Genomic DNA, 13,686 nt, shown 5'->3' on the forward strand with positions numbered 1-13,686 from the left:
TCAAGATGATAGAGAAATACTTAAACACCAAAATGTATACCATTTAATGGACATAGATAATGACAGAATTACTGCATAGATGGTATAAACTCCAAAGACAAACATGAGAAGAATTAAAGAATGGAATCGGTCTGCAAGCCAGCCGCCAATTGGTCTCATGGCAGTTGCAAGGACGATGAATCCGGCTGTCCTTAATCCCGCATCCACTTTATCAAGTTCAAAATGAGCCACAAGGAAATTCGGCAGATAAATGGTAAACGCAACAAATGATCCAAAAGTAATGAAGTAGAATAAGCTCAAGAGCCACAGCTTTTCATTTTTATAGACGCCTTTAATCTGTTCCAGAAGCGGTGTCTGCACCTTAACTTCTTTTTTATCACCAAGAAGGAAGTTTGCTGCAATGAAGATTCCGAGCAGGACAAGATAAATTTGTACGGTTAGGGACCAGCCAAACTTTGTGGCAACGACTGGAGCCGCAAATGCGGTTATAGCTGTTCCAAGATTACCTGCACCGTATATTCCATTTACAAACCCATGGCGCTCCTTTGGATAATACTTTGGAAGAGAGGTAACACCAACAGAGAACACGGCTCCTCCAAGACCGAGGAATAATCCCCCGATCAGTAAATCAGTAATGGAATCAGCTATACTGATATAATAGACTGGAAATAATAGAAGAATAAAGCTCAGCATAAAGATTATTCTTGCTCCAAACTGATTGGCATAATACCCCAGAGGAATACGAAGCAGAGACCCGAGGATCACCGGAACTGCTGTTACTAGGGCAAGCTTGTCGGCTGGAATATGGATATCTTCCTTAATAAACGGCATAAGGGAGGATATCAGCACCCAAACCATAAACCCGGCTACTAAGTTTAACGTCTGCAAAGGCAGCTGTATTTTTCTTATCATTGTGTTCACGCTCTCTTCTTTATCACATATTTTAATCCGGCTTCCTGATCAAGAGCAGCCCACCTGCTCTCAGATGCTTCCACAGAGGAAGTCAGCGGGACCGCAAAAAAGTTCATATGGTCAAAATAAATACGCAAATGTGTACCATCTGGGCAAAACCCGGTTTTTATAATTTCTTTGTGAACAAAAGGGGCTTTGTTATTTCCCTCTTCATCTAAAATTGCCACCTGCACATTTTGCCGGACAAAGCGGTCCAAATCTTCTTTTTTAATGAGTTCCACAGCTGCCGCACCCTCTTTTATCAGGGTAAATATACATTTGATAACCCTGCAGATATTTCCAGAATGATTCACTTGCATTTTCTTCTATAAATTCAATGGTTTCCTCCTCTGATTGCCATTTGCTCATGCCTTTTATCTCCGCTACAACAATATCCATTCCATCATGAGATTTCTCATCCAAATACCAGTTGAGGCGTACTCCCTTAAAGAGTTTGGTAAGGAGCCGATCAACTTCTGGAGCAAAATCTCCTGATTTTTCTCTTACAAAACAAAAATCAAGATATGTTTCACTGTTCATAGAAATCACACCCTCATGTTAATCGTCTTTTTATAAGCGAATACAGCCAGGGGAAAAAGAACAATATTCAGTCCGCCGAAAATGAGTACATTTATATAGTTTTCATAATAGTATTGGTGGACCATATATTGGGTAAAGACAATATTCATCAATAAAATCGCGGCCAAAATGATGACACCCAGATAGCTACGCTTCATAACGTTTCACCCTCACAGCAAAGATTGCTCCATCCTCCACCTTAACCTGGATTTCCGGAAGCGGCCTTCTTGGCGGCCCCGCAGTTGGCGAACCAGTCTCCACATCGAACTTTCCATGGTGGCAAGGGCAGATCATTTCACCTTGCTCCTTCACCCAAAATACCGGGCAGCGCAAATGTGTACACGCATTCTGATAGGCAACATACTTGTTCTCTGATAAGCGGATTAATATTGCGTCATCATGATCTCCGGGAAACTTGAACTCCACTGCATCGCCGATTGGCAGCTTGCTTAATTCGGTTATTTTCTTATGAGGATATTCCTTTTCGCCAAGCCCCATTAATTCTTTGGCAGCTACTGCCCCCCAGGGAAGGGAGGAAACTGCAAATACACCTGCGGCACCAACCAAAGTTTTCATGAACCCGCGTCTATCCAGTTTTCTTTCGTTATTCCGTTCGATATTATGCGTATAATTATCTTCATTAAAGGGAATCTTGTTATTCTTTTCAGACATCCCTAATCCCTCCTAAAACAGCTTTGTAATCCCCGGCAGGATTCCCGGCAGATTTACCTTTACATTTGTTTCGCCTTCTAGATATGGCATGCTTGTCACCCATTTGCCGTTATCAAGGTTAAATTGCTTCTTCTTGTTTTCAATTTCTTCATCTGACAGCCATTGCAGTGTATTGGATGGACATACACTCGCACACATAGGAGGAATTCCATCTTTAGTACGGTCAATACATAGGTCACATTTGTACATTAAGTTCTGCTCTTGATCAAATTTTGGTATGCCGTATGGGCAGGCAATTGTACAGTTCTGGCAGCCAATACACTTTTCCACCAGTGCAGATAACACAGCGCCTGTCTCATGAATTTGAATGGCCTGGGCCGGACAGCTTCGGGCACATGCCGGATTTTCACAGTGAAGGCACATGAGAGGCATCGTCTGCCGGTTCACAAGAGGATTTACATCATACACATAGTTTCTGTTTCGCTCCTCATGCCCCCCGCATTGTGTACATGCTGCCAGACAAGAACGGCATCCTATACAGTTTTCAAGTTCTAAATACAGCCTCTTTTTCATTTATTGCACCTTCTTTAATTCGACTTTTTCCAGCTGTGCAGCACATGCCTTGAACTCAGGCATACGTGATATTGGATCTAATGCTGCAATCGTCAATAGATTAATAGAATCTTCATGTCCAAAATGGTATGGAACAAAGACGGTATCTATCCGGATGGCTTCCGTAATTTTAACTTTATAGATGGCCTCGCCTCTTCTTGTAAATAAACGGACCCTTTCTTCATGTTCCATATTATATTTTGATGCTGTTTCCGGATGGATCTCCACAAATGGTTCAGGGCACATATCATGAAGGAATGGTATTCTTCTAGTCTGATTGCCAGATAGATAGTGGTATACCACCCTTCCCGTTGTTAAACGGAGCGGATATTTTTCACATGGTTCTTCAGCTGGCGGACGGTATGGCAGCGCGCAAATCTTTGCTTTGCCGTCCGGATGGTAGAATTTTTTATCTAGGAACATATGTGGTGGACCTTCATCATTCTCATTTTTGCACGGCCAAAAAACCCCGTCCTGCCTGTCGATTTTATCCCATGTAGCTCCATAGTAATCAGCATAGCCGCCCTTGGTAGCCAGTCTGAACTCATCTGCAACATCTCGTGCCGTTTTTAGGTGTGAAAAGTATTTTCCTTTTCCTAAGCGTTCAGCCAGCTCCACTTGGATTTGCCAGTCCGGCTTCGATTCTCCGACAGGTTCCTGTGCCTTATTGATTTTAATAATGCGGCCTTCAATATTCGTTACTGTTCCTTCATCCTCTGACCATGTGACAGCCGGAAGAACAACATCTGCAAATTCTGCCGATTCAGAAAGGTAGAAATCGGAGCATACCATGAAATCCAAGGTCTTAAATGCTTTCCTGACAAAATTTTGATTTGGTGCAGATACTGCAGGATTCGAACATAGAAGGTATAAACCTCGAATCGTTTTTTGCTCCATCAGCTCAATCATTTCATAAGCAGATACACCAGGCTGCGGCATTTCTTCAGGTGTGATTCCCCAAACACTGCATACTTCTTCAACATGTTTTGGATTTGTAATTTTCCGGTAGCCTGGAAGCAAATCTGATTTTTGTCCATGCTCTCTTCCTCCCTGTCCATTGCCCTGCCCGGTGAAAGTGGCTACTCCGGCATTTGGACGGCCGATCTTACCTGTAACAAGCGCCATATTGGTGTAGGCGGAAACATTATCAACACCCTTATGCTGCTGTTCAACACCTCGTGCAAACATGACAACTGCATTTGGAGCTTTTCCGTATATTTCGGCAGCGCGAATGATTTTTTCCGGCGCCACACCAGTCAGCATGCTTGTATATTCAGGAGTGAAATCCTTTACAAGCTCCTTTGTTTCTTCAAAACCGTTCGTGTGCTTATTAATGAATTCTTCATCTATATAGCCCATCTCAATCAATTGATTAACAATCCCGTTTGCAAGTGCAAGGTCTGTTCCGGGCTGCAGGTCAAGATGAAGGTCAGCTCTTCTGGCAATTGGCGTTTCCCGGGGATCAGCTACAATGATATAGCCGCCTCTTTCCTGAACGTTCCAAATGCGGAACATGGAAGTTGGATGGCATTCAGCTGTATTGCTACCAGCGATAAACAGGCAATCCGTTTCATGAATATCTGTCCAAGGCAATGTTGAGCCTCTATCCACTCCGAAAGAACGGAGGAATCCGCCGGCAGCACTTGACATACAGAAACGGCCGTTATAGTCAATATATCTTGTTGCAAGAGCAACACGGGCAAATTTACCTGTCAGATAACATTTTTCATTTGTCATAGATACCCCGCTGAAGACGGAGAGTGAATCTTTTCCGTATTCCGTTTGCAGCTCTTTGAATTTTTTCGCAATTAAATCGTATGCTTCATCCCAGCTTGCTTCACGGAACCCTTCTGCCGTCCCCTTCAAAGAAGCATCATCCCGAATCAGCGGTTTCAGCAGGCGGTCTTTATGGTTGGTCTGCTGATAGGCGGTAACCCCTTTCGGGCACATTTTCCCTACCGTAACCGGCCAGTCATAACGGGGCTCGACCCCGATTATTTTATTTGTTTGTGTATTAACCCTTAAATTCATTCCGCATTGCATGCCGCAATAGCTGCAGTGTGTTTTTATCAATTTTTCATTCGGATGGTTCAGATTCTCAATTTCTTTAAAAAACTTATCCCTTTGCATTCTGGTTTGCCTCCTTGACCTTCACTTCATGGGTAGGGAATCCGGAAAATTGTGCAATCCGGTATTTTCTTCTGCAAGGGAGGCACATTTCTGCAAGATGATGTCCTTCCTTTGCTTTAAATTCAATATCGTTCACGCCGAGTACATCGACGACATCTTTTGATTGTTCTGATGAAACAAATTGATCTCCGCAAACTTTGCATTCCTGCATGCCTTGTTCAGCATAATGTTCTCTGTAGTTTCTTGCCAAAACACTCATTGGGCGGAAAGGAATATGTGCAAGCTTTCCAAATGGCAGGTAAATCAGTGTAATGATGACTGACCACTGATGGATCAGTGACATCGCCGGCTGTCCCGCACCGTGTAAAAAGATATTCATAAAGGTTAAAGCCAACCCTGTGATGCTGACTAGAAGCAGCATATAAAGAGGCATGAAATCATATAGAAATTTCTGCTCTGCTCTTGCCTGCATATTTTTCAGTCGGCGGTACAGCGCCATGCAAACTCCAGCGATTACCATTACTGCTGTAATATTCAGCGCGTTATAAGAAAGGTTGGCAATGATGCCATCTGCCGGGACAGTCATTACCTTCATGCCCATTGCAATAATGTTGTAATGGCCATTGTCATCCATCGTAAAATACATCCATCCGAAAACGAGAGGGAATGTAACGAAGCAGGATAAGATGCAGCCCCAGCCGATCAGCACGTGCTGAGTCCATCGGTAAATTCCCCTATTCCAGATAAAATTGTAAGTTGCAAGATGCTCAACAGACGTTTTTGGCGTTGACTTTCTAAATAGCAGCTTCAGTCCTTTTTTCAGGATAAGCTTTGTTGGCGGCCTTTCGCCCCAGGCAATGAACCTGTAGAAAAACCCTCCGATAAACACAATCGTTCCGACCATATATCCGTAAAGGTTTAAATCAACATGTGTCAACATTCTAGTGCCAATAAAAGAAAGAATAGCTAATGCTGTAACAGATAAAAACATCGACTTGGCAAAATGAGATGCAAACGCATTGTTTAATGTGTTTCCCGTTTTTTGGTTGACTGCAGCTTTTGCCTGCATATTAACTCCTCCTCATTCACAAACAATTACCTTAACCTTATTGTAAAAGCGGGAGGAGTTTTTCAATATCAGGGAACTTCCCCATTAGAGGGGGGAAATTCCCCTATCTTTAAGAAAGGATATTAAATGAGCATGTTGTTGCAGAGTTGTGTCAACTAAAAAAAGACCTTCTCAAAGGTCTTTGCAGAAAAATTGAAACTTTTTCCAAAATCAGGCGTATTTCTAATAAGGAGGCGGAATTATGAAAAAAAATATATTTATATTGTTTATTACATTAGCTGCAGAAGCTCTGATTACCCTGATCGCTTCAAGTGCCTTTTCAATCCGATTCATCGAAATCATGTTTTTTTCAGGTGTGGTTTTTACAGCTTTGACCGTATGGTTTTCAAGCACCGGCGGTATAGTGACGAGGTTTATGGACAGCACCGCAAGTGCCATGACAGGATTCTTATCTAAAAGGGAGGAGTTCAGCTTTAGGCCTAATTATGCTGTTCTCGGCTCGGTTATCTTTTTACTTATTGGTCTTGTATTCTTTATCTTACTGTTAACAAATGTCATTCCTCCAATTTAAGCATTATGGTACAATCATGAAAAGGAGTTGGTCATATGGCTAAATCAGCTGCGAAGAAGTTAAGGGAAAAAGCAGTACGTGAGGGAAAAAGAAACCCTGAGTGCAATCGAAGCCCATTTGCGTATGCGGACATGCGCACAAGGAAAACAAAAACCAAAAAAGAACAATTATACAGGAGCAAATATAAGAACCGTTATTCTGATGAAAACAGAACAGACGGTTCTTTTTTTATGTATTCTCTTTTCAAAATGCAGCCAGTCCGATTAAAGACCGGCTGCATCTTTCCGATTATAAAATTCCCATCCTTTCTATATGTCTCCGGGCTTCTTCATCACCGAGTTCATAAATCATTTTATATATGCCTTCCATGGATGCATCATATTCATCATTTTTGGACTCCTTGTGGTATTCCAGGAAAGGGACATGTGCACGGGCAAATGTTTTTAGATCTGCATCATAATTCTCATTAATGTATTCATTTAACTGAGCCAGTTCTTCATCTGTGGCAAAAATTCTAAACTGCCATTCGGCTGCTTCAACCGGTTCTGTGTAGATCTGCGCATTTTCAATATCTATATAATATGTTTTTTTTGTCTGGTCCATTGTTTTTCATCTCCTCTATCTTTTATACGGTATTTACCACAATCTGAGGCAGTTTAACCATTTAATATTCAATGACATTTTAAGACACTTGTTGGGCATGATATAGCTGTGCAATACAAGGAAGGCGGCACAAAAAATGAATCTTTTCGGGAGGTATACAATGGGTATTTTAAGCGGAAATCCAAAGGACGAGCCTTTGCATTATGGCGAGGTTTATAGCACATGGTCTTACTTGCTGGCAGGAAAGGGAATGGCCTCTGCCTATCAAACGATGCTTAGCCACTCTGGGGATGGGGACTTGAAAAAAATGCTTGAAGAAGCCATCCGCCTCTGCAAGCAGGAACAGGAGCAAATTGAGGAGATGCTAAAGGAAAACGGGATCGCCCTTCCTCCCTCACCTCCTGACAGACCTGAAGCTTGTGTAAACGATATTCCTGCTGGCGCCAGATTTATGGATCCTGAAGTTGCTGCAAAATTAGCAGGAGACCTGGCAGCAGGATTGGTTGGCTGCAGTACAATTATGGGCCAATGTATCCGTGAAGATATCGCAGGCATGTTTGGCCAATTTCATACTCAGAAAGCTGCGTTAGGTGTTAAGGTTCTTCGAATGAATAAAGAAAAAGGCTGGTTAATTCCTCCGCCGCTTCATCTTCACAAATCAGATAATTGCTAAGGATTTGCTGAAGAGATGTCCATATGTAAAAAGAGAGCAGAGTCCATTGTCTGCTCTCTTGCCTAAATGTTATTTCTTAAAACTTGGGCTCAGTTCACTCCATACATCAAACAAGTTGCCCTCCGGGTAAGAAACACAAAACTCCTGCCAGGATGCCTGCGATTTTCGATAGCTCCTGTATTTACTTCCTTCTCTAGAAGTTCCTAATACAAGTTTTTGAGCTCTGTTATTCCATCGACTTCAAAGGTTAAACAAAATCGCAATCTTCCGTCAGAATCCTTAAAATTAACACTTTCCTCTTAAGGTGCTTCCAAAAGGAAAAAGCTTTGGCTTGCCATATTGATTATGGCCATTTATCCCTTTTCATCCCTATAGCTTTCTGCAGCTCCAAGCATACTGTGTACCAGTTTAAGGATTCCATTACATTTCTGGCAGGTATGTAGACTGTCCCCACTCTTAAAAGCTTTTGACTCACAGATGACCCTCCTCCAATCAAATTCTCTATATGTATTAATTCCTTTTAAAAGTAGGCTTTGATAAATAGTATTGTTGTTTTTCAGGCAAAAAATATGGGAACGTCTGATTTGGACGTTCCCATTCTTATTCCGTTAAAGCACCCGATAATGAAATTAGGTAATTTATTTATTATAATTTTACCAGTGTACTTGAAGTTTATTACCATTTGGGTCATAAAAGTGGAAAAAGGCATGGCCATTATCTTCTTTTATATCCTCTACCTTAACTTGATTACCAATTAAGTGTTGATGAAATTTAGATAATTCTGGACTTGTAAACCCAATGCTAAATTCTTGTTCATTATCAATTGTAAAATGTGCAAATGTTTCATCTTCGGTAGGAATTAAGATAAGTAAGAAAGGTCCTTCATTTACTTTTAAAATTGCAAGTTCCTCAGTATTGTTTAGTAACTGGAGCCCTAATACATCTCTATACCATTGTGCAGACAGTTCTAAATCTTTTACAGGAATTCTAATATAATGTACTTGTTCAATAAATGATTTACTCATAACCTTGTCTCCTTTATTTAATCCGGTATATCAAATAGTTCCCTTTCTATATACCTTTTTCCTTCCGATTATTGAATTAATCTGCCCTTTAACGGAACAATAAACTTCCTATTATTTGGAAAATTCCGGTAACCTTAGTTTATAATAAGTTGTGTTAACTGAGAAAGAACAACTGTCTAAAACCATTTTGGTTATCGTAAAGTTATCTTTGATATAACAACTTTATTCTTTAACAAAGCCTAAAAATAAAAAAACCTTAGTCCGAAATGGGACTAAGGCTCACGTTTCTTACTCAGAGTATTTGCTTTCACTGGAATCAGGGGAGACCATGCCGCCGGCACCGCTGGAATTGATATCAGGTTCTGCTCCTTCAGGCTGAGATGGCAGCACTTTGTTTTTCTTTTGATTAGGAAGGCCGGAATGCTCCTTTAGATATTGATCATTTTCCATGATCGTTACCACCTTAAACCCTGTTCCTTCGAACTGGTTCTTCAATTGATCAAATACTTTTGTCTCATTATCATTCATTACCTGATCATCATACTGAAGCTCTACATTTAAAGTTTTCATGTCAAGACCTCCTTATTAACCTATTTTCCCGAATGTCCTTTCATTAAACTAAACATAACTTTTAATGAAAGAGATGTTTAGTTCAGTAATAATAGGCTATTAAAGAAAACATCTAAAACCGGATTTTGTTCATTGTCATTCAGTCGGTAAATAATATGGGTGATTTTTCCACTAAAAATCATTCTTTATTCATTACTGAATATAAATAAAATGTATGCAGATCAGACGAAAGGAGCAGGGGCATGTGGTTATGGATTCTGGCGATCTTCATTCCTATTATTATCCTCGCTATTTTGGAGGAAACGATTCAATTTGCGGTTCATCGTAAAGTCTTCGGAAAAAGCGACAAACCGGTCTTCATTAAAGAAAAACTGAATCACTTTAAAAGCAAACTCAGGTATAAAAAAAGCCATTCCCAATAAGGAAAGGCTTTTTTGTCCAGCCGTTTTTACCGCTAAAACTCATACTTGAATTAGGATTCTTCTGTTTCGGAACCTTCTTCTTCCGCCTGTTCCTGTTCTGGTCCTGATATCCGCTTCTTTTTCAGCTCAAAATAGGCATCTAATACTTTTCTGCCAATTTCATAATTGGCTGTATGTCCGCTTCTCCCCTGGTATGCCCATGGAACAATGACAGACATGGCGATTTCAGGATTATTATGAGGTGCATAGGCAACAAGGCTCAAGTTCATAACATCTATTAATTTATCTCCCTTTTTTTTGAGAGGGCCGTCATAAAATGCTTCTGCAGTACCTGTTTTTCCTGCTGGAGAATATGGTGCATCTGCAAACCTTCTATATGCAGTCCCTTCAGGATGCTGCATCACCTGTCTTAACCCTTCTTTGACAGTGTTTAGTTCTCTATCACTTACATCTATCGTATTTAAGACAGTTGGCTGAATATCCTTCCAGATCGGGCCAAGTTCCTCCTGCGCCCTGGCTGGCTCACGGATTTCTTTTACAAGGCGCGGCTGGATACGGTAGCCGCCATTTGCAATTGTTGATATATATTGCGCCATTTGCATCGGAGTATAGGTATCATACTGTCCGATTGCAAGGTCTAATAGAAATCCCGGCAAGCGTAGAGGTCCTTCATAGCCTATTGCCTCATTCGGCAAATCGATGCCAGTTCTGACCCCCAGGCCAAATTGGCCGAAAGACTCTCTCATATCTTCAAATGCATTAGGATTTTTAAATCCCAGAGGCTGATCATAAGCATACCGCGCATCAGCAATTTCAATTGCTGTTTTGAACATATATACGTTTGAGGATATTCGCAAAGCCCTTGTTTCGTTCATAATTGCCTGAAAGTTAAACCAGGATTTTTTCACCTGTGGTGTACCTGCTATTTTCATGGGTGCATCTAAAAAGGTCGCCCCGGGTGAGATTGCACCGGTTTTATAGCCTGTTAACACAGTCGCCCCTTTCACAGAGGATCCCACATTATAAGAGGAGGTAATCGTACCCAGGGCATAATCCTGCATAACCGTTTTGCCATTATCATCTTTGTCGATCATTTTTCCTGCCATCGTCAGAACTTCACCAGTATGCGGATTCATTAGAACGACAAACGCACGATCCATTAAAAAGGTTCCCCGGGTCCCCTTGGCAGCCCAAATTTCCTCTTCCAATATTTTTTCCACAGCCTTCTGAAGATCCATATCAATTGTCAGGACAAGATCCTTACCTCTCTGTCCTTCAGAAACCAGTTCACTTCCGAGAATATCTCCTTTTTTCGTAATAAGTTTTTCCTTTGATTTTTGACCATGCAGAACATCCTCATATTGCATTTCAAGATAGCTCTTTCCGACACGTTCATTTCTGCTGTAGTCCCTTGCCAGAAAATAATCCAGCCTTTCCTGCGGCAGCCCTTCGTTTGTATCCGTAACCTTCCCCAGGACTGTCTGAAGCGTACTGTCAAAAGCATAAGACCGATCCCAGTCAGTGGTTGTATTGACACCTGGAAGATACTGAAGATTTTCGCTTACTGCAGCATACTCCTTGCTTGATACACCTTCATTTTTAACTATTTGCGGCGTCATTGCATATCCGCTTGTAAATTCCCGAAAGATCGCCCGTACTTCCAGATCCTGCCTGCTCAGCTGTTTTAGATCTTCTTCTGTAATTCTTTCAAGCTGCATCTCATAAATTTGCTTATCATCCAGCTTTTTCTCTTTAAACAGCTTCCATTCCTTATCAGTTATTTTATCCCGGGCAGCTTCAGGTTTTTTTAGAATCCAATGATCCTTTTTATCGCGTTCTGTCACTTTATCCGCCTTTTTATCAATCAAAACGGCCAGCCGTTCTGCCACCTGTAGCATTTCTTTTTGTTTGGCATTCCGGTTGGTGTATGTAATTGCACTCTTTGGGATATTATCCACGATAACCTGATGGTTCCTGTCAAGCATCCTTCCCCTTGGAACCGGGTTAGATACGATGACATCTTCCGTCCTGTCCACTTCTTTTTTGTATGTCTCACCATTTACAATCTGAACGACTCCAAGTCTTAAAATTAGTACAGAAAATAAAACAAAAACAGCAAAAAACAATAAATTGACCCTAAAAGGCACATGGCTTTTCTTTTTCTTCTTTTTCCCCATGTTTGAATCTCCCCCCTTACGAACACTATGTCTGTATTATAGAGATTCTTCTAAATCTTCCCCTGTTAAATAATTCCACGTTTTTTGTCAAATCCCTGCCAATCCAAAAAACATATTTTGAAATATAAAGGAATTTAAGGAGATTAAGTGGAACTATTAATCTGATTATTTTTTTAGGAGGAATTTAATATGGAAAGAGCGCAAAAATATCTGAACTATTTTTTATCGCATAGAAAGGTGACCAATGAACTAATCAAGAAAATTGATGAAAATAACTATGATTACAAACCAACTGAAACAAGCATGGCAGCCGGCAAACTGGTTACTCATATGCTTACTTCTTTTTATATGTTTGCCAAAACAGTAAAAGAAGGCAGCCCGGCAGTGTTTGGCGAGAAATTCGATGATATAGCGCCAAATCTTTCTGAAGCTGCTGAAAACTATACAGAAAAAACCATTGAGATCATTTCATCATTAACAAATGATGAAATGGATAGGACCATTGATTTGACGCGAATATTTGGTATGGAACTTACAGGCAGCCAGCTGCTGCAGCTTGCAATGGATCATGAAATTAATCATAAAGGGAATTTGTTTGTTTATGTACGGGAAATGGGTCATACTGAGCTTCCGATGTTTGTGAGCAGATGATGAAAAAACGGACGCGTCAACCGCGTCCGTTTTATAAAGTATTAAGGGGAGAAATTAATTCTGCCAGCTCATTTTTTGGTGAATTCACTTTACTTGATACAGGGTACTTATCCATTTTTTCAGCCGGATAAGGTTCAAGTAATGACTTTAAATATTCAGTGTCATTAAAACGGGGATTAAGCCAGTCCTCAAAATCGCTTTCCATTAATATCACCGGCATTCGGTCATGAACATCCCCGGTTACTTCATTTGGCCCCGTGGTAATGATTGTACAGCTCGTTAAAGAATTATCTCCTTTATGCCATGTATCCCAAATACCTGCAAAGGCAAATGGTTTTTCATCTTTCATAATGAACCTGTACGGCTGTTTACCTTCATCTGTTTTCATCCATTCATAAAAGCCATCTGCAAGAATTAAGCACCTTCTGCTTTTAAAGGGCGCTTTGAAGCTTGGTTTCGAATCAATGCCTTCCGCTCTTGCGTTTATCATTTTGTAACCTATCTTTTCGTCTTTAGCCCAGAAGGGGACCAGCCCCCACTTCATCTGCCTGCCGATCCGCTGTTTGCCATTATCAATGACGGTTAAGATATTTTGGCTTGGCGCGATATTATATCTGGGTATAACCTCTCCTTCTGCGTATTCAAATTCAAACAGCAGCTGAAGTTTAGCGATGGTTTCTGTTAATGTAAAACGGCCGCACAATAAAATCACCTCTATAAATTCAATTTAGCAATATAATGTTCATCTATTCCCGGATATAGCGCATATTAAAACTGTCAGCTAATTTAAAGGGAGGAATAAGATATGACAAAACAAGGAAGACAAAATGCAAATCAAACGAGAGCCCAAATTGAAAAACAGGATAAGCGAAACGATGTTGAACTGGGAAGCGAGTTTCAGTCAGGAAATGATAAATCTCAAAGCCAGAAAAAAAGCGGAAAGCAAATTAATAAGAAGTCATAATGACAAATCCCCCATTT

The 13,686-nt window shown here is 40.7% G+C and carries 18 protein-coding genes and 2 pseudogenes; 6 read left to right on the plus strand and 14 right to left on the minus strand.

Annotated elements, in window-relative coordinates:
* The 8 genes and pseudogenes from ACEQ1T_RS12080 to ACEQ1T_RS12115 form a co-directional block, all read right to left on the minus strand.
* Nucleotides 1-912 (minus strand): annotated as a pseudogene (locus ACEQ1T_RS12080) (MFS transporter); the annotation flags it as partial.
* A 5-nt stretch (nt 913-917) separates the two neighbouring features.
* Nucleotides 918-1,193, minus strand: coding sequence for a hypothetical protein (locus ACEQ1T_RS12085; protein WP_206843309.1), 276 nt, complete (start codon nt 1,191-1,193; stop codon nt 918-920).
* Nucleotides 1,180-1,491, minus strand: coding sequence for a hypothetical protein (locus tag ACEQ1T_RS12090; RefSeq protein ID WP_206843308.1), 312 nt, complete (start codon nt 1,489-1,491; stop codon nt 1,180-1,182). The genes ACEQ1T_RS12085 and ACEQ1T_RS12090 overlap by 14 nt, the downstream gene beginning before the upstream one ends.
* A gap of 5 nt (nt 1,492-1,496) precedes the next feature.
* On the minus strand, nt 1,497-1,688 hold the full coding sequence (locus ACEQ1T_RS12095) for a hypothetical protein (protein WP_206843306.1): 192 nt from the start codon (nt 1,686-1,688) through the stop codon (nt 1,497-1,499).
* Nucleotides 1,678-2,202, minus strand: coding sequence for a Rieske (2Fe-2S) protein (locus ACEQ1T_RS12100; RefSeq protein ID WP_206843303.1), 525 nt, complete (start codon nt 2,200-2,202; stop codon nt 1,678-1,680). Before ACEQ1T_RS12100 ends, ACEQ1T_RS12095 begins: the two co-directional genes overlap by 11 nt.
* Before the next feature lie 12 nt (nt 2,203-2,214).
* On the minus strand, nt 2,215-2,775 hold the full coding sequence (locus ACEQ1T_RS12105; protein ID WP_370223108.1) for a 4Fe-4S dicluster domain-containing protein: 561 nt from the start codon (nt 2,773-2,775) through the stop codon (nt 2,215-2,217).
* Nucleotides 2,776-4,944, minus strand: a complete 2,169-nt coding sequence (locus ACEQ1T_RS12110; RefSeq protein ID WP_370223110.1) for a molybdopterin oxidoreductase family protein — start codon at nt 4,942-4,944, stop codon at nt 2,776-2,778.
* Nucleotides 4,931-6,013, minus strand: coding sequence for a hypothetical protein (locus tag ACEQ1T_RS12115; RefSeq protein ID WP_370223112.1), 1,083 nt, complete (start codon nt 6,011-6,013; stop codon nt 4,931-4,933). The genes ACEQ1T_RS12110 and ACEQ1T_RS12115 overlap by 14 nt, the downstream gene beginning before the upstream one ends.
* Nucleotides 6,014-6,254: 241 nt before the next feature.
* On the opposite strand from ACEQ1T_RS12115, the gene ACEQ1T_RS12120 reads away from it, so the two are divergent.
* Together ACEQ1T_RS12120 and ACEQ1T_RS12125 are read left to right on the plus strand one after the other, a co-directional pair.
* Entirely contained in the window at nt 6,255-6,584 is a 330-nt protein-coding gene (locus tag ACEQ1T_RS12120; protein WP_370223114.1) for a hypothetical protein, read from the plus strand.
* Nucleotides 6,585-6,619: 35 nt separating this feature from the next.
* Nucleotides 6,620-6,814 (plus strand): annotated as a pseudogene (locus tag ACEQ1T_RS12125) (hypothetical protein); the annotation flags it as partial.
* A 58-nt stretch (nt 6,815-6,872) separates the two neighbouring features.
* On the opposite strand, the gene ACEQ1T_RS12130 reads toward ACEQ1T_RS12125, so the two are convergent.
* Entirely contained in the window at nt 6,873-7,187 is a 315-nt protein-coding gene (locus ACEQ1T_RS12130; RefSeq protein ID WP_370223115.1) for a hydrolase, read from the minus strand.
* Nucleotides 7,188-7,347: 160 nt separating this feature from the next.
* Between ACEQ1T_RS12130 and ACEQ1T_RS12135 the strand changes: the two genes are divergently transcribed.
* Nucleotides 7,348-7,860, plus strand: coding sequence for a DUF3231 family protein (locus ACEQ1T_RS12135; protein ID WP_206843278.1), 513 nt, complete (start codon nt 7,348-7,350; stop codon nt 7,858-7,860).
* Between the two features lie 343 nt (nt 7,861-8,203).
* Here ACEQ1T_RS12135 and ACEQ1T_RS12140 read toward each other — a convergent pair whose 3' ends face one another.
* From ACEQ1T_RS12140 to ACEQ1T_RS12150, 3 genes are all read right to left on the minus strand, one after another.
* Nucleotides 8,204-8,335, minus strand: coding sequence for a hypothetical protein (locus tag ACEQ1T_RS12140; protein ID WP_370223116.1), 132 nt, complete (start codon nt 8,333-8,335; stop codon nt 8,204-8,206).
* A 178-nt stretch (nt 8,336-8,513) separates the two neighbouring features.
* Nucleotides 8,514-8,885, minus strand: a complete 372-nt coding sequence (locus ACEQ1T_RS12145; RefSeq protein ID WP_206843276.1) for a VOC family protein — start codon at nt 8,883-8,885, stop codon at nt 8,514-8,516.
* Nucleotides 8,886-9,173: 288 nt separating this feature from the next.
* Nucleotides 9,174-9,455: a hypothetical protein gene (locus ACEQ1T_RS12150; RefSeq protein WP_370223117.1), complete on the minus strand. Its 282-nt coding sequence runs from the start codon at nt 9,453-9,455 to the stop codon at nt 9,174-9,176.
* 242 nt (nt 9,456-9,697) lie between these two features.
* Between ACEQ1T_RS12150 and ACEQ1T_RS12155 the strand changes: the two genes are divergently transcribed.
* Entirely contained in the window at nt 9,698-9,877 is a 180-nt protein-coding gene (locus ACEQ1T_RS12155) for a hypothetical protein (protein ID WP_206843272.1), read from the plus strand.
* Between the two features lie 50 nt (nt 9,878-9,927).
* Here the strand turns inward: ACEQ1T_RS12155 and ACEQ1T_RS12160 are convergent, their stop codons facing one another.
* Complete coding sequence (locus ACEQ1T_RS12160) at nt 9,928-12,054, minus strand: peptidoglycan D,D-transpeptidase FtsI family protein (RefSeq protein WP_370223119.1); 2,127 nt, start codon at nt 12,052-12,054, stop codon at nt 9,928-9,930.
* A gap of 189 nt (nt 12,055-12,243) precedes the next feature.
* On the opposite strand from ACEQ1T_RS12160, the gene ACEQ1T_RS12165 reads away from it, so the two are divergent.
* Nucleotides 12,244-12,705 (plus strand): DinB family protein, encoded by a 462-nt coding sequence (locus ACEQ1T_RS12165; RefSeq protein ID WP_370223121.1) that lies wholly within the window; start codon nt 12,244-12,246, stop codon nt 12,703-12,705.
* A 31-nt stretch (nt 12,706-12,736) separates the two neighbouring features.
* Here the strand turns inward: ACEQ1T_RS12165 and ACEQ1T_RS12170 are convergent, their stop codons facing one another.
* Nucleotides 12,737-13,408: an SOS response-associated peptidase gene (locus ACEQ1T_RS12170; protein WP_206843266.1), complete on the minus strand. Its 672-nt coding sequence runs from the start codon at nt 13,406-13,408 to the stop codon at nt 12,737-12,739.
* A gap of 102 nt (nt 13,409-13,510) precedes the next feature.
* On the opposite strand from ACEQ1T_RS12170, the gene ACEQ1T_RS12175 reads away from it, so the two are divergent.
* Nucleotides 13,511-13,669, plus strand: a complete 159-nt coding sequence (locus tag ACEQ1T_RS12175) for a hypothetical protein (RefSeq protein ID WP_206843264.1) — start codon at nt 13,511-13,513, stop codon at nt 13,667-13,669.
* Nucleotides 13,670-13,686 lie beyond the last annotated feature (17 nt).

This window comes from Cytobacillus sp. (assembly GCF_964223445.1).
In the GTDB taxonomy this organism is placed as follows: domain Bacteria; phylum Bacillota; class Bacilli; order Bacillales; family Cytobacillaceae; genus Cytobacillus.